Here is an 18,382-nt window from a genome sequence, read left to right as displayed (position 1 = left end):
GCACGACACGAAGAAGCCCCTCGCGGAAGCGAGGGGCTTCTTCGTGTCGTGCGCCGCCAGCCTCCCCTCACCCTCACCCTCCTCCCTCCCCTCCCTCTACCGGCCCGTCGTGACCTTCACCGTCCACGCCCCGGACGCCGTGCGCCCCTCCACCTCCACCCGTACGGCCTCCCCCGGCACCGTGAAGCTCTCGCCCACGCCCACCGGCGCGTCCGCGAGGGGCGGATAGACGGAGTCCTCCCAGCAGGACTCGGTGCGGGGATGGGCGTCGAGGACCTCGATGGGGCCGCCGCCGGACTCCGCGCCGCTGCGGATGCGGTAGACGAGGACGCCCTGGGTGCAGACGGCGGCGTCGTTACCGACCGCGCCCCGGGCCTCGATGCCGAGCGCGCTCTCGGGACCGGTACGGATGACCGCCAGCTTCGTCCCCCGGCCGAAACCGAAGCCCCGCGGCCCGGCCACCCCGCCGTCGGCCCCACCGCCCGGGTGAGCCGCGACACCACCTCCGGAGCCCTCCGGCAAGACGGCGTCGGCACCACCGCCGGAGGCGGACGCAGACACGGAGGGGGAGGCGGAGCCGGAGGCAGAGGCAGACGCGGAGACAGACGCGGAGCCGGAGGCAGAGGCAGACGCGGAGACAGACGCGGAGACAGACCCAGAGGCTGAGCCGGACGCGGAGACAGACCCAGAGGCTGAGCCGGACGCGGAGGCTGAGCCGCTCCCAACCCCGGAGCCGGAGCCACCCCCGGAGCCGCCCCCGCCGCCCGCACCCCCGACCCCACCCGCGTTCCCGACCCCGGCGGTTTCCTCCTCGTACCCGCTCGTCGGCCCCGCCCCCACCGCCTCCAGCGTCAAACGCGTGCTCCCCGTCCCCCGTACGCACGTCACCTGGCGCGGTTCAAGCCAGCCGAGTTTCCACTTGTGCCAGGCGAACAGGTCCGGGGCCAGCGCGAACTGGCTTCCCATGAGATCCCAGTCGCCGACATGGGTGTCCCAGTCGCCCTTGCCGTCGGCGGGGCGGTGGTAGAGGTCGGGCAGGTCGAAGACGTGGCCGGTCTCATGGGCGAGGACGAGGCGGTCCGGGGGGTGCCGCTCGAACACGGTGACGACCCGGCGCAGGCCGGTACCGTCGACCTCCAGCGGCCTTTCGAGGTTGACCACCTTCGTCGCGTCCGAGTCGACGCCGGGGGCGTGCGGGTCGGCGACGAAGTACACGACGTCGTAGCGGGAGAAGTCGACGTGCGGGTCGGCCGTCGCGAGGGCATCCCTGAGGTAAGCGGCCCGGTGCCTCGCGTTCCAGTCGCGTCGTATGGCGTACGCCGTCGAGGGCCGCGGCATCTCCAGCCACTCGCGGCGCGGATGGGGGTGGAGCGCGAACTTGCCGTACGAGGCGCGTTCGAAGAACTCGCTGGTGGCTGGAAAGTGATCCGCGGTCAGCTCCGCCGGAGTGGTGAGGGGTGCCGCGTCCGGGAATGACAAGAATACGAGTACGGCGTCGAGGTCGCGGGTGGGGCGTGGATACGCGGAATTCCAGGTGTCGAGGCCCTCCGAGTGGTGCGCCTGGGTGCGCCGCAACGTGCACGGCTCCGACAGCGGTACGGCTGAGGGGGCCGCGATCAGGGAGGTCGCGGCCAGCGCGGTGAGGGAGGTGAGCATGGCCGCTGTACTGCGGAGACCGGGTGCCCGGTCGCCGAGAGGTTCCTTCCAGGGGAGCGGACGCTGCACGGGAACCTCCGGATGCGGATCTTGGGGATGCCGCGTCCAGATTTTCGGAATTTGTAGTACTTCGCCCTGTTTGCCTGCACCAGAAGAGTGAGGGACCGGGCAAGGGGAGGAGTCGGATGGTCTCCGGTGGCCGACACCGCGGACACTCACGGAACGTCACAACCGATCGACGGAGTGGGGAAGTCGTTCAGCTCGGAGCAGAAACGATCTGTCAGATCAGGTCGTTGTTCAGGGAGACTGGAGAGTGGCTAGAAGGCCCTGGGGTCAGCCTCTATGATCGGCACACTTTCCTGCACAGACACGGCTTGAGCGCCCTTACGCACTTTGTCGGGCCGCTCCGACGAGACAAATGAGATCCGTACGAAAACGAGTGCACTGCGGGAGCGAACGGTGAGCGGAACGTCCCAAGGGCCGGCGCCCGCGGCAGATCTCGTCCGGCCGGCGATTACAGAGCGTCACGCCAATGCGTCAGTTCAGTCGTCCCAGCCCTCGAGGGAGACCCCCACGACACCCTCCGCCTTCTCCGTCGCGCCGCTCGCCATGGCCGTCGTCGACCGGGACGGGCTGGTCGTCACCGCCAACGGCGCGATGGGGACGCTGCTCGGGGCGGGCGCGGAGCCGTTGACGGGTCGGGTCGCCGCCGAGTTGGTGGACCTGGCCTCGGATGCCCGCACCTGGCACGCGTATCGCGAGGTGCTGCGCGGCCGGCAGGCCCGACTGCGCTGTACACGCCGTCTCAAACAGCCCGACGGGACCTGGCTGTGGGTGCAGGTGTCGGTGGCCCCGCTGCCCGAGGAGGAGCGGGCGGTGCTGCTCTCGGTGGCCGACATCAGCGACAACCGCCAGCTCCAGGCCCGGCTCCGCCATCTGCAGATGCACGACCCGGTGACCCGCCTCCCCAACCGCACCCTCTTCTTCGAACAACTCTCCACCGCCCTGGAACGGGACCAGTACGACGAGGCCGGCACAGGCCGGATCGGCCTGGTCTATCTGGATCTGGACGGCTTCAAGGCGGTCAACGACACCCTCGGCCACCGCGCGGGCGACCGGCTCCTGACGGCCGTCGCCGAGCGGCTCACCCGCTGCGCCGACGAGGCGGCCCTGCACCGGGCGGGGGGCCCGGCGGCCGGGGCACCGCTGGTGGCCAGACTCGGAGGTGACGAGTTCGCGCTGCTGGTGGAGGACTCCACCGGCACGGAACAACTCGCCGATCTGGCCGACTCCGTCCTCAAGGCCCTGCAGGCGCCCTTCGACCTGGCCGGCCAGCGGCTGTCCGTCTCCGCGTCCATCGGGGTCGTCGAACGGCAGTCGGCGAGCACGACGGCGACGGGACTGATGCAGGCCGCCGACACGACGCTGTACTGGGCGAAGGCCGACGGCAAGGCCCGCTGGACCCTGTTCGACCCGGAGCGCAACGCCCACCGGATGACCCGTCAGGCCCTGTCCTCCACACTGCGGGCGGCCGTCGGACGGGGCGAGTTCGTCCTGGAGTACCAGCCGCTCGTGGGCATGGCGGACGGCGAGGTGCGCGGGGTCGAGGCGCTGGTGCGCTGGCATCACCCGCAGTTCGGCCTCCTGGCGCCGAATCGGTTCATCGAACTCGCCGAGGAGGACGGCTCGATCGTCCAGCTCGGGCGATGGATTCTGGCCACCGCCTGCCGACAGGCCCGCCGCTGGCAGATCGACCACCCCGACCGGCCGCCGATCTTCGTCAGTGTGAACGTCGCGGTCCGCCAGGTCTGGGACTCCGACCTGGTCGCCGATGTCGCCGAGATCCTCGCGGAGACCGGTCTCGCCCCTCACCTGCTCCAGCTGGAACTCACCGAGTCCGCGCTGATGGGCTCCGCCGGCCGCCCCCTCCAGGCCCTCAAGGCCCTCAGCGACATGGGCGTCCGCATCGCCATCGACGACTTCGGCACCGGGTACTCCAACCTCGCTTACCTCAGCCGGCTGCCGGTGTCGGTGCTGAAGCTGGACGGGGCGTTCGTACGGGGGTTCCAGTACGAGAGCGGGGAGGAGGGCGGGGGTCCCGGCGGAGCCCCTGCCGGTGGGCCCGGCGGAGCCCCCGCCGGTGGCTCCGCCGGGGACGACGGGCAGCCCAACCCCGCCGACGAGATCATCGTCGAGGCGCTCGTCCAGCTCGCCCACCGGCTCGGGCTGTCCGTCACGGCGGAGGGAGTGGAGACCGACGCGCAGGCCTCCCGACTGCGCCGGCTCGGCTGCGACACCGGGCAGGGGTGGCTGTACTCCCGCGCGGTGTCGCCGGAGCGGATCGCGGAGCTGCTGGGGGCGGCTGCCTGCCCTCAGGCCTGAGGGGTGCCCTCGGTGCGCGGGATCCGTGGCAGGTCGTAGGCGTCCGCGATCAGTTCGTAGGAGCGCAGGCGCAGCTCGGCGCTGTGGGCGTGGGTGGTGAGCATCAACTCGTCGGCGCCCGTGCGCTTCTGGAGGTCGTCCAGGCGGGTGCGGACCTCGTCGACGGTGCCGTGGACGACGTCCGCGTTCCAGGAGTCGATGAAGTCCTGTTCGATCACGCTGAACTCGTACGCCTCCGCCTCCTCCGGGGTGGGGACGAGACCGGGGCGGCCGGTGCGCAGCCGGACCATGTTGAGCGCGGCGGCCCTGACCTGGCGGCGGGCCTCCTTCTCCTCGTCGGCGGCGAGGGCCGAGACGCCGATCAGCGCGTACGGGGCGTCGAGGACCGGCGAGGGGCGGAACGACTCGCGGTACAGGTCGAGCGCCGGGATCGTGTTCCGCGCGGAGAAGTGGTGGGCGAAGGCGAAGGGGAGGCCGAGGGAGCCGGCCAGGCGGGCGCTGAAGCCGGAGGAGCCGAGCAGCCAGATCGGGGGGCGGTGCGGGGACTGGACGCCACCGGGTGAGGTGGCCTGGACCGGGCCGGGGACCGCGTGGATACGGCGGTAGGGGTGGCCGTCGGGGAAGTCGTCGTCCAGGAAGCGGGTCAGCTCCGCGAGCTGCTCGGGGAAGTCGTCGGCGCCCTCGTGGAGGTTGGCCGAGCGGCGCAGGGCGGCGGCGGTGGCGCCGTCCGTGCCGGGGGCGCGGCCGAGGCCGAGGTCGATACGGCCCGGGGCCATGGCTTCGAGGGTGCCGAACTGCTCCGCGATGACCAGGGGGGCGTGGTTGGGGAGCATCACGCCGCCCGAGCCGAGGCGGATGCGGGTGGTGTGGGCGGCGAGGTGGGCGAGGATCACGGCCGGGGAGGACGAGGCCACGCCGGGCATGGAGTGGTGCTCCGCGACCCAGTGGCGGTGGTAGCCGCGGTCCTCCGCCTGGCGGGCGAGGGTCACGCTGGTGCGGAGGGCGTCTGTGGCTGTGCGGCCGGCGCCGACCGTGACCAGGTCGAGGACGGAGAGGGGGACCGGGGCGGTGCCCTTGGCTTCGCCTCGTATCTCGTCTGTGGTCACGGTGGGGCCTCCTGGGGCGTGCGGCTGGGGGTACGGGGTGGGTCAACAGGAGGGTGGCTCCGGTTATTCCCTCGCCCCCGCCGCCCCTACCCGTTCCCATCCCCAGGGGCTGCACCCCTTCGACCCCCAGAGCGCGGTCCGGTCGCGCGTGTCCGACTGACTGTGCGTCGTGGCTTGTCGCGCAGTTCCCCGCGCCCCTTCAGGGCGCGGGGTGTCGGCCGGTGGTCACACCTGCACGATTGGCTCTCGCGTGAACAACGCCCCCAGCTCCGGGGCGTTCACCCTCCTGTCCGCCAGCCTCAGGGCCTCCCAGACCGTGACCTGGTTGGCGGTGAGGACCGGTTTGCCCAGTTCCTTCTCCAGGGTGGGGATGTGGGAGGCGGTGTGGAGGGCGGTGTCCGGGAGCAGGAGGGCCTGGGCGTCCGGGTGGTCGGCCGAGCGGGCGAGGGTGAGGACTTCGTCCAGTTCCCAGGTGCCCACCTCCGCCGCCGTGATGATGCCGGCGCCTCGTACGGAGAGGACCTCGACCCCCGCCGCGGCCAGGAAGTCCACGAACAGCTGGGCCACGTCGTCGGGGTAGGTCGCCGCGACCGCCACCCGGGTGGCGCCCAGCTCGCGGGCCGCGTGGGCGAAGGCGAAGGACGTGGAGGAGGCGGGCAGACCGGCGGCGCGGGCCAGGGTGCGGATCTGGTCCTGAGCGCCTTCGTAGCCGTGGACGAAACTGCCGCTGGTGCAGGCCCAGACGACGGCCTCCGCGCCGGACAGGCGCAGGGCCTCGCAGCCGGCGGCGAGCCGTTCGGGGGCGCCCATCTCCCGCAGGGCGTCCACGCGGTGGGCGTCCTCGCCGATGTCGGTGTGCACCACGTCCACCCGGATGTCACTGCCGAGCAGCTGCTCTATGCGTGGATAGTCGTCCTCGGCGGAGTGGCCCGGGTAGAGGAAACCGAGTGCGGTCATGCCCAACCTTCCTGTTCTTCCGGCAGTACCGGCGGTGGCGGAACGGGACCCGCGCCGAACGTCTGCCTGGCCGACTCGTCGAGCAGAGCCTGGTACGGACCCACCGCCCGGGTACCCAGATGACGCAGCGCCGCCCATATCGTCACCTGGTTGGCCGAGATAACGGGCATGCGCAGTTCCGCTTCCAGCTGGGGGATGACGTCGTACGTGGGCAGGTTGGTGCAGGAGATGAAGAGGGCGTCCGGCGCCGTGCTGCGGACCGCGCGGTGGGCCATGGCGACCACATCGTGGTACGGGACCTTCCAGATGTGCCGGACCAGGCCGAGCGAGGCGCGGCCGGTGACCAGGATGCCCGCCTCGGCGAGGTACTCCTCCAGGGACTGGGTGACCGAGACGGTGTACGGGGTGACCAGGGCGATGCGGCGCGCGTTCAGCTCGGCCAGGGCGGCGAGCATCGCGCCGGAGGTGGTGACCGCGTGCGCGGCGCCCGCGCGGGTCATCGCCTCGCCCATCGCGCGCTCCCCCGCGACCCCGCCGACGAAGCTGCCGCTGGTGCAGGCGTAGGCCACGACCTCGGGCGCGACCTCGTTCAGGGCCCGTACCGCCTCGTGGAGCGTCTCGTGCTCGGAGACCAGGCGGGCCAGGTCCAGGCTCACCTCGACCGGGACGTACGGGGTCCGGGTGAGGTGCAGGGAGACGTCGTCCGGGACCCAGCGCCACAGCTCCCGGTCGAGGGCGAAGTCGAACGGGGCGATGACACCGACGCCGCGCTGCGGCTGGGGTCCACCGAGGAAGGAGACGTTCATGACAGCCACCGGCCTCACGGAGAGAGATGTGCGGACGACAGACCGTGCGCAAGTCCGTGTTGACGAAGGTAGGTTCGGGTGCGAGCGTGGTCAATCAGTGCATGTCACACGCATCTCGTGGGCCCGGTAGAGCCGCTTCCGATTGTGATGGGTTGCTTTCGCCTATGACCTCGACTCCCCGACCGACCCTCCTCGTCCTCGACGCCGAACCGCGTCCCCGGCTCGGGCGGCTCACCGGGCGGGTCACGATCGAGTACGCCGACGCCTCGACGCTGGCCGAGCGGCTGCCGTACGCCGATGTACTGCTGGTGTGGGACTTCACCTCCGGCGCGGTGCGGGAGGCCTGGCCGGGTGGCGGGCCCCGGCCGCGCTGGGTGCACACGGCGAGCGCGGGCGTCGACCATCTGCTGTGCCCCGAACTCGTCGCCGACGAGGACACGGTGGTGACCAACGCCCGTGGGGTGTTCGAGGCGCCGATCGCCGAGTACGTCGCCGCGCTCGTGCTCGCCATGGCCAAGGACCTGCCGCGCAGCTGGGAGTTGCAGGGGCGGCGGGAGTGGCGGCATCGGGAGTCGCTGCGGGTGGCGGGCGGCCGGGCCTGTGTGGTGGGCTCCGGGCCGATCGGGCGGGCGATCGCCCGCTGCCTGAAGACCCTGGGCCTTCACACGGCCCTGGTCGGGCGGACCGCGCGCGCCGGGGTGCACGGCCCCGAGGAGCTCGACCGGCTGCTGGCCCGCGCCGACTGGGTGATCGCGGCCGCGCCGCTGACGGAGGCCACGTACGGCATGTTCGACGCCCGGCGGTTCGGGGTCATGCAGCCGTCCGCGCGGTTCGTCAACGTCGGGCGTGGGCAGCTCGTGGTGGAGGACGCGCTGGTCGAGGCGTTGCGGAAGCGGTGGATCGCGGGGGCGGCGCTGGATGTCTTCGAGCGTGAGCCGCTGAGCCCGGACGACCCGCTGTGGGAGGTGCCCGGGCTGATCGTCTCCCCGCACATGAGCGGGGACACGGTGGGGTGGCGGGACGAACTCGGCGCCCAGTTCGTGGAGTTGTTCGAGCTGTGGGAGGCGGGAAAGCCGCTGCCCAACGTGGTGGACAAGCAGCGCGGGTACGTGCCCGGGCACTAACTCCCCAGGAGGGGCCGGATGTCGGAGCCGACGCGATTGACGGAACTGTCCGCCGTACGACTCGTCGAGGGGTACCGCAAGGGCGAGTTCAGTCCGGTGGAGGTGGCGCGGGCGGCTCTGGAGCGGGCCGAGCGGGTGCAGCTGGACGTCAACGCTTTCGTGCGCGTCGACGCCGAGACGGCCCTCGTCCAGGCGCGGGAGTCGGAGGAGCGCTGGCGGCGTGGGGAGCCGGTCGGGGCGGTCGACGGGGTGCCGGTCACGGTGAAGGACATCCTGTTGATGCGGGGCGGGCCGACCCTGAAGGGCTCCAAGACCATTTCGATTAAGGGGAGTTGGGACGAGGACGCGCCTTCCGTGGCCCGGCTGCGGGAGCAGGGGGCCGTCTTCCTGGGGAAGACCACGACGCCCGAGTTCGGCTGGAAGGGGGTCACCGACTCGCCGCTCAGCGGGGTGACGCGCAATCCGTACGACCTGTCGCGTACGGCCGGGGGTTCCAGTGGGGGTGCGGCGGCTGCCGTCGCGCTCGGAGCGGGGCCGCTGGCGCTGGGCACGGACGGGGGTGGCAGCGTCCGGATTCCGGCGGCCTTCTGCGGGGTGTTCGGGCTGAAGCCGACGTACGGGCGGGTGCCGCTGTATCCCGCGAGCGCGTTCGGCACGCTGGCGCATGTGGGGCCGCTGACCCGGGACGCGGCGGACGCCGCGCTGATGCTGGACGTGGTCTCCGGGCCCGACGCGCGGGACTGGTCGGGGCTGGGTCCGGTCTCCGGGTCCTTCGTGGACGCGCTCGCGGGCGGGGTGCGGGGGCTGCGGGTCGCGTACTCGGCGTCGCTGGGCGGGCAGGTCGCCGTACAGGCGGGTGTCGCTCGCGTGGTGCGGCGGGCGGTGGAGGGGCTCGCCGGGCTGGGGGCGTACGTCAGCGAGGCCGACCCCGACTTCTCCGATCCCGTCGAGGCGTTCCACGCGCTGTGGTTCAGCGGGGCGGCGCGGGTGACGCAGCGGCTGGGGGCGGAGCAGCGGGCGGTGCTGGATCCCGGGTTGCGGGAGATCCGGGAGGTCGGGGCGCGGCTGTCCGCGCTGGACTATCTGGCGGCGGTGGATGTGCGGATGGATCTCGGGCGGCGGATGGGGGCGTTCCATGAGCGGTACGACGTCCTTGTCACGCCCGCGTTGCCCGTGACGGCGTTCGAGGCGGGGGTGGAGGTGCCGGGGGGCTCCGGGCATCGGCGGTGGACGGGGTGGACGCCGTTCACGTATCCCTTCAACCTGACGCAGCAGCCGGCGGCGAGTGTGCCGGTGGGGGTGGACGAGGGTGGGCTGCCGGTGGGGCTTCAGGTGGTCGCGGCTCGGCATCGGGATGATCTGGTGCTGCGGGTGGGGCATGTGTTGTATGAGGCGGGGATTGCGGGGGTGGCGCCGCCCGCCGCCGGCTCTGCGCGTGTTTGATTCGCCCCCGCCGCCCCTACCCGTCCCATCCCCCAGGGGCGCTGCCCCTTCGACCCCGAGGGCTTGGGTGGGTGGGGTGTTGGGGGGGTCCGTTGGCGGGTGCGCGTCCGGTGGGGCTTCTCGCGCAGTTCCCCGCGCCCCTAAAAGACCAGGCCCTGCGGGCCTGAAAAGACCACGTCCTGCGGGCCTGGAAGGCGACGGGGCTGCGGGTTGAAAAGCATGGGGCGCAGCCCCTGCTTTTCAGGGGCGCGGGGAACTGCGCGAGAAGCCCCACCGGGCCCGCACCCGCCAACGCATGGGCACCCCCGAGCTACTAGGCGCCCCTCACGCCCTACGGAACCGCAGCGTCTCCCCCGCCGCCCCCGTCCTCCACAGGTCGTTGCACGCGTTCGCCATCTCCTCCAGGCCCTCGACCACCTGGCCCCAGACGATCCCCGGGACCCAGCCCACGTCGCCGTTGAGGAGGAGGTTGTTGCGTTCGTAGAAGAGGGCCAGGTCCACCAGGGTGGTGTCGGGGCGGACCTGCGCGTCGTAGCCGTACGCGTTCGTGGCGAGTTCCGTGCCGGCGAAGGAGAAGTAGCAGAGGTCGCCCGGGATGGGCGTGACGGTGGGGTTCTCCAGGGGTGGCTCGTGGGGGGCGAAGGGCGGGAAGAGGGCGTAGATCTCGTTGCGGGCGTACTTGGCGTGGTAGACGTCCCCGGACAGCGGCAGGGCGTCCCAGACGGCGGCGCAGGTGCGCGGCGCGCGGTCGTCGAGGAGTTTCGCCCGGCACACGACCTGGCGCTTGAGCAGGGAGATCTCTATGTAGCGGTCGGTCATGTCTTCCATGGTGCCGTCGGGGTCAAGGGCGCCTCCCGGGTACGGCGGGGCCCGAGCCGGGGGTGTGCGGGGGTCGTGAAGGGCGCCGCGGTGGCGTGAATACATCGCATCGGGTCGGGTAGCCGCGCGCCCATGGCTCCAGCAACGAAGACCTCCGGGAGAACCGGGAAGACACGCGACCCCAGCCGCCGGTCCCTGCTCGTCGGCGCCTCCGCGCTCGCCACGGCGGGCGCGCTGGGCGCCGCCGGGTGCAGCAGGGTGGCCACGGCCTCCGGTACGGAGGGGGGTGAGCTGCTGGACCGGCTGCGGGCGCAGGGCGTCGTACGGCTCGGTATCGCGGGCGAGATCCCGTTCGGCTACATCGACACCGATGGTGAGCTGACCGGCGAGGGGCCGGAAGTGGCCCGGGTCGTCTTCAAGCGGCTGGGCGTGGGACGGGTCCAGCCCGTGCCCACCGAGTTCGGGTCGCTCATACCCGGGCTGAACTCCCAGCAGTTCGATGTCGTGTCCGCCGGGATGTACATCAATCCCGAGCGTTGCGCCGAGGTCATTTTCTCCGAGCCCGACCATCAGATGCTGGACGCGTTCGTGGTGAAGAAGGGCAACCCGAAGGGGCTGAACGACTACGCGGACGTGATCCGGGCCAAGGCCCGGTTCGCCACCGGGTCGGGGTACGCGCAGATCGCGCACGCCGTCGAGGCGGGGTACAAGGAGAGCGACATCGTCATCGTGCCCGACCAGGTGGCCGGGCTGAACGCCGTGGAGGCGGGCCGGGTCGACGTGTTCGCGGGGACGTCGCTGACCACCCGCGAGGTGGTCAAGAAGTCCCGTACGACGGAGGCGACCAAGCCGTTCGCCGCGCTCGTCGACGGCAAGCCGCGGGTGGACGGCGCGGGCTTCGCGTTCCGGCCGGCCGAGACGCGGCTGCGTGACGCCTTCAACGTCGAGCTGCGGAAGATGAAGGAGAGCGGCGAACTGCTGCGCGTCCTGCGGCCCTTCGGGTTCACCAAGGTCGAGATGACCGACCTGACCACGAAGGAGCTCTGTCGCGCATGACACCGGGACTCTGGGAACTCGTACTGCGCGGCGTCTGGGTCACCCTCCAGCTGCTGGTGTTCGGCGCGCTGCTGGCCGCGGCCGTCTCCTTCGTGGTCGGGGTCGCGCGCACCCACCGGCGGTGGATCGTCCGCTTCGTCGCGGGCCTCTACACCGAGGTGTTCCGCGGCACCTCCGCGCTGATCATGATCTTTTGGGTGTACTTCGTACTGCCGCTGGCCTTCGGCTGGCAGCTCGTCCCGATGTGGGCGGGCGTCCTCGCACTCGGACTGACGTACGGGGCGTACGGCGCCGAGATCGTGCGCGGCGCCCTGACCGCCGTGGACCCGGCGCAGCGCGAGGGCGGTATCGCGCTGAGCTTCACCCCGTGGCAGCGGATGCGGCTGATCCTGCTGCCGCAGGCGGTCCCGGAGATGATCCCGCCCTTCGCCAACCTGGTGGTCGAACTGCTCAAGGGCACGGCGCTGGTGTCGGTCATGGGCATGGGCGACCTGGCGTTCAGCGGCAGCCTGGTGCGGCTGGCGCTCCAGGAGAGCGTGGAGATCTACGCGTATCTGCTGGTCATCTACTTCGTGATCGCCTTCCTGCTGACCCGGGCCATGCGGGTGCTGGAGCGGCGGCTGAAGGCCCGGGTGGGCAAGGCCCCGGCGCGGCGGAAGGCGGCCGTGCCGTCGGCGCGTGTCCCCGAGGGCGCGGGCGCGGGAGGTGGTGCCTGATGAACTGGGACTGGAACGCGGTCACCGACTTCCTGCCGCACTTCTGGGACGGGCTGCTGGTCACCTTGCAGGCGCTGGCCCTGGGCTCGGTCGTCTCCTTCCTGCTCGGGTTGGTGTGGGCGCTGCTGGTGCGGACGCCGACCCGCTGGGTGAGCTGGCCGGTGGGCGTGGTCACGGAGTTCATCCGGAACACTCCCCTGCTGGTCCAGCTGTTCTTCCTCTTCTACGTGCTGCCGGAGTGGGGGCTGACCTTCTCGGCGCTGACCACGGGCGTCTTCGCGATCGGACTGCACTACTCGACGTACACGATGCAGGTCTACCGGGCCGGTATCGAGGCGGTGCCGGCGGGCCAGTGGGAGGCGGCCACGGCGTTGAACCTGCCGGTGCGGCGCACCTGGACGGTGGTGATCCTGCCGCAGGCGGTCCGCCGGGTGGTGCCCGCGCTGGGCAACTACGTGATCTCGATGCTCAAGGACACTCCGATCCTGATGGTGATCACGGTTCCGGAGATGCTGAGCGAGGCACGGCTCTACGCCCAGGAGACCTTCCGTTTCACCGAGCCCCTGACCGTCATCGGGGTGGCCTTCATCCTCATCTCCTACCTGGCCTCCCTGCTTCTGCGAACCCTGGAGCGACGCCTTGTCCGCTGACACCCCGCTGATGAAAGAACCCGAGTCGCCCGACAAGCGTGTGGCGGACACGAGTGAACTGATCCGCTTCGAGAACGTGACCAAACGATTCGGCGGCAACACCGTCCTGGACGGTCTGGACTTCTCCGTCGACGCCGGCAAGCACGTCACACTGATCGGCCCGTCCGGCTCCGGCAAGACGACGATCCTGCGCCTGCTGATGACCCTGACCAAGCCCGACGAGGGCACGATCACCGTCGGCGGGAAGCGGCTGTTCCCGGCGAGCGAGAAGCAGTGCCGTGAGGTCCGCAAGAACATCGGGATGGTGTTCCAGCAGTTCAACCTCTTCCCGAACATGAAGGTGCTGCGGAACATCACCGAGGCGCCCGTCACCGTCCTCGGGCTCTCCAAGGACGAGGCCGAGGCGCGCGCCCGGGAGCTGCTCGACATGGTCGGGCTCGCCGACAAGTGCGACGCCTACCCGACCCAGCTCTCCGGCGGGCAGCAGCAGCGGGTGGCCATCGCGCGGGCCCTCGCGATGCGCCCGCAGGTGCTGCTCCTCGACGAGGTGACGTCCGCGCTCGACCCCGAGCTGGTCGCGGGCGTACTCGACCTGCTCAGGGACATCGCCCGCACCACCGACATCACGATGCTCTGTGTGACCCACGAGATGAACTTCGCCCGTGACATCTCGGATCAGGTTCTGATGTTCGATTCTGGCCAGGTCATCGAGTCGGGCAGCCCCGAGAAGATCTTCGGCGACCCCGCGCACGAACGTACGCGCGAGTTCCTCGGTGCGGTCCTCTGACTACACCACGTGAACGGGCGAACGCGTGGGAACGTCCGAGGTCCCTCCGCCGGGCCATGACTTTGGCATATGCCAGAGTGCTGGTCCGGCTGTTGAGGGGCCCGGGGGCACCCGGATTTTCTCGTGAACAACCCCACCACGTACGGCTCTTGGGCCGTATCGTGGGACACGGCAAGCTGTCCGAAAAACGGCCCGAGAAGCGCAGGGGGAAACCGTGGCGCTCAAGCACGAGCCGACCGCGCCGTACCACTCGGCCCAGGACGCCCTGCGCGTCCTGGAGACGGTGGCGCGGCACGCAGGTGGCGTCACCGACGCCGAGATCGCCCGTCGCACCGGTGTCGACAGCGAGCGGTTGACCGCGCTCCTGCGGATGCTGCGCCGCGAGGGGTACGTGGAGCAGACCACCGACGGCGCCTACGTCACCGGTGTCGCACTCGCCCGGCTGAGCTCCGCCCAAAGTCATGACCAGGCCCTGCGCGAGCAGCTCCAGCACACGCTCGACCGGCTGCGCGACTCGCTGGGCGCCGCCGTCTACATCACCCGGTACCTGGACGGTGAGATCCAGGTCACCGGCTGGGCCGACAGCCCGGCCACACCCGCCGTCCACGAGTGGGTCGACTTCCGCTCCTCCGCCCATGCCACCGCCTTCGGCAAGGGCCTGCTCGGCCAGCTCGACCTCAACGGCCGCCGCGACCACCTCGCGCGCCACCGCCCGGCCCGGCTCACCGCCCGCACGATCACCAACGAGAAGGTGCTGCTGAGCAAGCTCGACGCCCAGACGCCCACGGTCCCGGTCCTCGACCTCCAGGAGTACGCGCCGGGCACGGTCTGCGCGGCCGTCCCCCTCACGGCGGGCTCCGCCGTCGGCTGCCTCGCGCTGTCGCTCCCGCTGGAGCACGCGCACCGGCTGCGCTCGGCGGCGAACACGTTGAACCGGGGAGCGGCACCTGTTCTGCTGTCGCTGGCGATCTAGAAACCCGGGGGCCTTCCGAGATCCAGCTCACGTTTACGTGGTCGAAGGCACCCCCTCGGACCAGGTAGTATTTTCTCTGTCGCCAGCCGCCGAAGGCGGAAGGCAACAGAGTCTGCGCCGCTAGCTCAGTTGGTTAGAGCAGCTGACTCTTAATCAGCGGGTCCGGGGTTCGAGTCCCTGGCGGCGCACGATGACGATGGCGAGACATGTTCGCAGAAAGCGCGAACCTGTCTCGCCATCGTCGTTTTGCGCGGCTCCGCCGCGCGTCGTGGGGGCTCCGCCACCCACACCCCCTCGCGCCGTGCGGGCCTCAGCCTCGCAGGTACGCCAAGACCGCCAGCACCCGTCGATGCGTGTCCTCCGCCGGCGGCAGGTCCAGCTTCCCCAGGATGTTGCCGATGTGCTTGCCGACGGCCGCCTCGGTGACGACCAGCTCGCGGGCGATCGCCCCGTTCGACTTTCCCTCGGCGACCAGCCCGAGCACCTCCCGCTCACGCGGGGTCAGCGCGGCCAGCGGATCGCGCCGGCGCCGCAGCAGCTGCCGTACGACCTCGGGGTCGACGACCGTGCCGCCGGCCGCGACCCGTTCCACCGCCTCCGCGAACTGCTCGACCTGGCCGATGCGGTCCTTGAGGAGATAGCCGACGCCGGTGCCGTCGCCTGTGTCCAACAGCTCGGCGGCGTAGGCCCGTTGGACGTACTGGCTGAGGACGAGGACGGGTAGGGAAGGGTTCGCCGCGCGTAGTGCGAGGGCGGCGCGCAGGCCCTCGTCGGTGAGACCGGGCGGCATACGGACGTCGGTGACGACGAGGTCGGGGCCGTACGACTGGACGGCCGCCGTCAGCGACTCCGCGTCCCCGACCGCCGCGACGACCTCGTGCCCGAACCGGGTGAGCACACCGACGAGCCCCTCCCGCAGCAGCACGCTGTCCTCGGCGAGCACGATCTTCAGCGCTTCGGGCACGGGATCTCCAGGGACAGGACGGTCGGGCCGCCGGCCGGGCTGTGGACGGACAGTGTCCCATCGAGCACGGCGAGCCGGTCGGCGAGTCCGGTGAGGCCCGTGCCCCGTGCGGGGTCGGCGCCGCCCGCGCCGTCGTCCCGCACCTCCACCCGCAGCCGCCCGCCCGCGTACCGCCCGCTGATCCACGCCCGGTCCGCCCCGCTGTGCTTGGCGATGTTGGCGAGCGCCTCGCGGACCGCGAAGAAGGCCGCCGATTCCACGGCCTCGGCGAACCGGGGAAGATCCACGTCCACCTCCACCGGTACGGCGGACCGGTCGGCCGCGTCGGCGAGGGCGTCCGGGAGGCCGTAGTCGGCGAGGACCTGGGGATGGATTCCGTGGATCAACTCCCGGAGCTCGCCGAGGACTTGGTCGGCCTCCCGGTGGGCGGCGGCGAGTCGGTCGGCCAGTTCGGGCGGGGCGTCGAGACGGGCCAGGCCCAGGGTCATGCTCAAGGACACCAGGCGCTGCTGGGCTCCGTCGTGCAGATCCCGCTCGATCCGGCGCCGCTCCGCCTCGAAGGCCGCCACCAGCCGGGCCCGCGACCGCGTCACCTCGGTCAGCCGCCGCTCCGCCTCCGCCTCGCCCGGCGCGAGCAGCAGCCGGGCGAGGGCGGCACGAGTGCGTGCGTACAGGACCAGGGGCCGGAGCAGGGCGAGGAGGAGGACGACACCGGCGGCCGTGCACAGCAGCGCCTGGCCGTAGGAGTCGATCAGCCACAGCTTGGCGATCCGCGCGTCGCCGCTGGTACTGCTCGTCGTCGCCAGCTGCACGGGCGCCCCGATCATCGCGCCGGGCAGACCCAACGCCCCGAACAGCACCAGCGCGTCGAGCGGCCACAGCACGAAGCCGAGCAGACCGGTGTACGCCAGCTCCCGCCAGGTCGCCCGCTCGGTCAGCCGCAGCCGTGCCCAGGCGGCGAGCCCGGGTTCGGCCGGGGTGGCGTGCGGGTCGGCCGGCGGCGGGACGGGGGTGAGGGCCAGTCGCCGTCGTTCGAGCGCACCGACGGGGATGCCGGACAGGACGGACACGGCGAGCAGCGGCAGGCCCACGAGGACCGGGGCCAGGGCGAGGCCCAGGGTGCCCAGCACCAGGAGCACCGCGAGGAGAGGCACACCGACGAGCACACCGCTCAGCAGGTACGCCACCGCGCGCGGCACATCCCGTACGACCGTTCGGATCATGGAGACACGGTAGGCGGTGGCCAGGAGCAACGGCCATACGCACAGGGGGCGTTCCGCGGGTAGGGCTGGGCCTACCTCCCCAGCAGCTCCTCCCGCCCCCGCGCCCGGTACTCGGTCACCAGTCGCGCCAGGTCCACCGCCGAGAACTTCCGGTACGCCCACTTCCCCGGCGGGCGCCACCACACCGGGTCCGGGCAGCGGAAGCCCTCGCGGCGGAGGGTGGCGCGCTGGATCTTGTTGGTGGCGGTGACGGGCAGGGCGGGGACGACGCGGACGAAGCGGGGGGCCATCTTGGTGCCCAGGTCCGGCTGGTCCAGCAGGAAGGCGGCGAAGCGGCAGGGGTCGAAGGTGCCGGCGATGGTCGCCATGACCTGGTCGCCGGCGACGGGGTCGGGGACGGCGTAGACGGCGACGGCCTCGGCCCCCTCGTAGCGGGCGAGGATGTTCTCGATGACGGCGGCGGCGAGGTTCTCGCTGTCGACGCGGAGGCGGTCGTCGGTGCGGCCGGCGAAGTAGAGGAAGCCGTCCGGGTCGCGGTAGAAGAGGTCGCCGGTCCAGTACCAGCCGTCGTGGCGGCGGGCCGCGTCCGCCTCGGGGTTGCGCCAGTAGCCCTCGAAGGGGTTGGGTCCCCGGTTGACCAACTCCCCTATGGCCTCGGTGCCGTTGAGGAGGCGTCCGTCCTCGGGGAGGAGGGCCGGCGGGCACTCCTTGCGGGTCTCCGGGTCGACCACCGCGAGGTCGTCGCCGGGTGCCGCCCGGCCGATCGCGCCCGCCGGTGTCCCGGGCGTCCGCTGGATCGCCGCCCCGCCCTCGGACGACCCGTATCCCTCCACGAGCCGCACCCCGAACCGCTCCTCGAAGGCCGCCGCGTCCACGGCCCCCGCCTCCGTGCCGAAGCCCGTGCGCAGCGGGTTGTCCCGGTCGTCGGGGCGGGGTTCGGTGGCGAGGAGGTACTGCACGGCCCGGCCGACATAGGTGAAGTACGTGGCCCCGTAAGCCCGTACGTCGTCCAGGAAGCCGGAGGCCGAGAAGCGGCGGCGAAGGGCGACCCCGGCGCCCGCGACCAGGGCGGGGGCCCAGTCGGCGATGACCGCGTTGCCGTGGAACATCGGCATGCAGACGTAGTGCACGTCGTCCGGCCGCACCGCGAAGCGGTCCACCAGGGCCCGCCCGGCCGCCGCGAGCCTGCCCTGGGAGCAGATCGCGGCCTTGGGGGCGCCGGTGGAGCCGGAGGTGAAGTAGAGGAGGAGGCGGTGCGCGGGGGTGGCCCGGGTCGGGTCCGGTGTGGCGGTGGCGTACCCGGCGAGGAGGTCGGCGTAGGGCCGGGTGTCGGTCACCAGGACGCGTACGCCGGGCAGTTCGAGGCCGTCGAGGAGGGGCAGGTGGGTCTGCTCGGTGATCAGTACCCGGCACTCGGTGTGGAGGATGTCGCGGGCAAGTTCGGGGCCCCGGCGGGTGGGGTTGATCCCGGCGACGGCGGCTCCCGCGAGGGCCGCCGCGCTCAACCACAGGGGGAATTCAGGGGTGTTGTCGAGGAGGACGCCGAGGTGGGGCTCGGCGTCGGGTGGCAGAAGGTCGGCCAGCAGTGCCGCGCGGGCGGCGGCTCCGGCCACGACCTCGTGGTGGGTCAGGACCTGTTCCTCGAACCACAGCCCGGGCCGGTGGTCGCCCCACCGGTCGGCGACGAGCTGTGCGACCGTGCGCCTCGTGGACTCCATGT

General features: G+C 71.7%; 16 protein-coding genes and 1 tRNA gene. 9 read left to right on the top strand and 8 right to left on the bottom strand.

From position 1 onward, the window contains the following. Window positions 1–96: 96 nt before the first annotated feature. A complete protein-coding gene (locus ACWD26_RS15415) occupies window positions 97–1,725 on the bottom strand; it encodes a M6 family metalloprotease domain-containing protein (protein ID WP_451270088.1) in 1,629 nt (542 codons plus the stop codon). A 390-nt stretch (window positions 1,726–2,115) separates the two neighbouring features. Here ACWD26_RS15415 and ACWD26_RS15410 point away from each other — a divergent pair, with 390 nt between their 5' ends. After that, window positions 2,116–4,038 carry a putative bifunctional diguanylate cyclase/phosphodiesterase gene (locus ACWD26_RS15410; protein ID WP_451270086.1) on the top strand — a complete coding sequence of 641 codons (1,923 nt, stop codon included), beginning with the start codon at window positions 2,116–2,118 and terminating at the stop codon, window positions 4,036–4,038. Here the strand turns inward: ACWD26_RS15410 and ACWD26_RS15405 are convergent. The 3 genes from ACWD26_RS15405 to ACWD26_RS15395 all read right to left on the bottom strand — a co-directional run bounded on the left by ACWD26_RS15405 (window position 4,029) and on the right by ACWD26_RS15395 (window position 6,907). Further along, window positions 4,029–5,144: an LLM class flavin-dependent oxidoreductase gene (locus ACWD26_RS15405; RefSeq protein WP_451270084.1), complete on the bottom strand. Its 1,116-nt coding sequence runs from the start codon at window positions 5,142–5,144 to the stop codon at window positions 4,029–4,031. The two genes, ACWD26_RS15410 and ACWD26_RS15405, sit on opposite strands and share 10 nt — an antisense overlap. A 225-nt stretch (window positions 5,145–5,369) precedes the next feature. After that, window positions 5,370–6,101, bottom strand: a complete 732-nt coding sequence (locus ACWD26_RS15400) for a maleate cis-trans isomerase family protein (protein ID WP_451270082.1) — start codon at window positions 6,099–6,101, stop codon at window positions 5,370–5,372. Continuing rightward, window positions 6,098–6,907: a maleate cis-trans isomerase family protein gene (locus ACWD26_RS15395; protein WP_451270080.1), complete on the bottom strand. Its 810-nt coding sequence runs from the start codon at window positions 6,905–6,907 to the stop codon at window positions 6,098–6,100. Before ACWD26_RS15395 ends, ACWD26_RS15400 begins: the two co-directional genes overlap by 4 nt. A 164-nt stretch (window positions 6,908–7,071) precedes the next feature. Between ACWD26_RS15395 and ACWD26_RS15390 the strand changes: the two genes are divergently transcribed. Both ACWD26_RS15390 and ACWD26_RS15385 read left to right on the top strand, forming a co-directional pair. Further along, window positions 7,072–8,031 (top strand): D-2-hydroxyacid dehydrogenase, encoded by a 960-nt coding sequence (locus ACWD26_RS15390; RefSeq protein WP_451270078.1) that lies wholly within the window; start codon window positions 7,072–7,074, stop codon window positions 8,029–8,031. A gap of 18 nt (window positions 8,032–8,049) precedes the next feature. Then, window positions 8,050–9,474 (top strand): amidase, encoded by a 1,425-nt coding sequence (locus ACWD26_RS15385; RefSeq protein ID WP_451270076.1) that lies wholly within the window; start codon window positions 8,050–8,052, stop codon window positions 9,472–9,474. 324 nt (window positions 9,475–9,798) lie between these two features. Here ACWD26_RS15385 and ACWD26_RS15380 read toward each other — a convergent pair whose 3' ends face one another. Further along, a complete protein-coding gene (locus ACWD26_RS15380) occupies window positions 9,799–10,293 on the bottom strand; it encodes a DUF3830 family protein (RefSeq protein ID WP_451270074.1) in 495 nt (164 codons plus the stop codon). 132 nt (window positions 10,294–10,425) lie between these two features. Here ACWD26_RS15380 and ehuB point away from each other — a divergent pair, with 132 nt between their 5' ends. The 6 genes from ehuB (at window position 10,426) to ACWD26_RS15350 (ending at window position 14,663) form a co-directional block, all read left to right on the top strand. Beyond that, on the top strand, window positions 10,426–11,349 hold the full coding sequence (gene ehuB, locus ACWD26_RS15375; RefSeq protein WP_319110262.1) for an ectoine/hydroxyectoine ABC transporter substrate-binding protein EhuB: 924 nt from the start codon (window positions 10,426–10,428) through the stop codon (window positions 11,347–11,349). Then, window positions 11,346–12,065, top strand: coding sequence for an ectoine/hydroxyectoine ABC transporter permease subunit EhuC (ehuC, locus tag ACWD26_RS15370; RefSeq protein WP_451270071.1), 720 nt, complete (start codon window positions 11,346–11,348; stop codon window positions 12,063–12,065). Before ehuB ends, ehuC begins: the two co-directional genes overlap by 4 nt. Further along, window positions 12,065–12,715, top strand: a complete 651-nt coding sequence (gene ehuD, locus ACWD26_RS15365) for an ectoine/hydroxyectoine ABC transporter permease subunit EhuD (protein ID WP_451270069.1) — start codon at window positions 12,065–12,067, stop codon at window positions 12,713–12,715. Before ehuC ends, ehuD begins: the two co-directional genes overlap by 1 nt. Before the next feature lie 10 nt (window positions 12,716–12,725). Continuing rightward, on the top strand, window positions 12,726–13,502 hold the full coding sequence (gene ehuA / locus ACWD26_RS15360; protein ID WP_451270115.1) for an ectoine/hydroxyectoine ABC transporter ATP-binding protein EhuA: 777 nt from the start codon (window positions 12,726–12,728) through the stop codon (window positions 13,500–13,502). Window positions 13,503–13,716: 214 nt separating this feature from the next. Further along, window positions 13,717–14,475, top strand: a complete 759-nt coding sequence (locus tag ACWD26_RS15355; RefSeq protein ID WP_451270067.1) for an IclR family transcriptional regulator — start codon at window positions 13,717–13,719, stop codon at window positions 14,473–14,475. 114 nt (window positions 14,476–14,589) lie between these two features. Then, window positions 14,590–14,663, top strand: a tRNA-Lys gene (locus ACWD26_RS15350). A gap of 122 nt (window positions 14,664–14,785) precedes the next feature. Here ACWD26_RS15350 and ACWD26_RS15345 read toward each other — a convergent pair. The 3 genes from ACWD26_RS15345 to ACWD26_RS15335 all read right to left on the bottom strand — a co-directional run bounded on the left by ACWD26_RS15345 (window position 14,786) and on the right by ACWD26_RS15335 (window position 18,380). Continuing rightward, the gene (locus ACWD26_RS15345; RefSeq protein ID WP_451270065.1) at window positions 14,786–15,439 is read right to left on the bottom strand and encodes a response regulator; all 654 of its coding nucleotides are present in this window, start codon (window positions 15,437–15,439) and stop codon (window positions 14,786–14,788) included. Next, window positions 15,424–16,662 carry a sensor histidine kinase gene (locus ACWD26_RS15340; protein WP_451270064.1) on the bottom strand — a complete coding sequence of 413 codons (1,239 nt, stop codon included), beginning with the start codon at window positions 16,660–16,662 and terminating at the stop codon, window positions 15,424–15,426. The genes ACWD26_RS15345 and ACWD26_RS15340 overlap by 16 nt, the downstream gene beginning before the upstream one ends. A gap of 71 nt (window positions 16,663–16,733) precedes the next feature. Next, window positions 16,734–18,380, bottom strand: coding sequence for a long-chain-fatty-acid--CoA ligase (locus tag ACWD26_RS15335; protein ID WP_451270062.1), 1,647 nt, complete (start codon window positions 18,378–18,380; stop codon window positions 16,734–16,736). Window positions 18,381–18,382 lie beyond the last annotated feature (2 nt).

The organism is Streptomyces sp. NPDC002787, assembly GCF_053592095.1.
The sequence above is the reverse complement of the archived record's forward strand: the minus strand, read 5'-3'. Positions and strand labels throughout refer to the sequence as shown.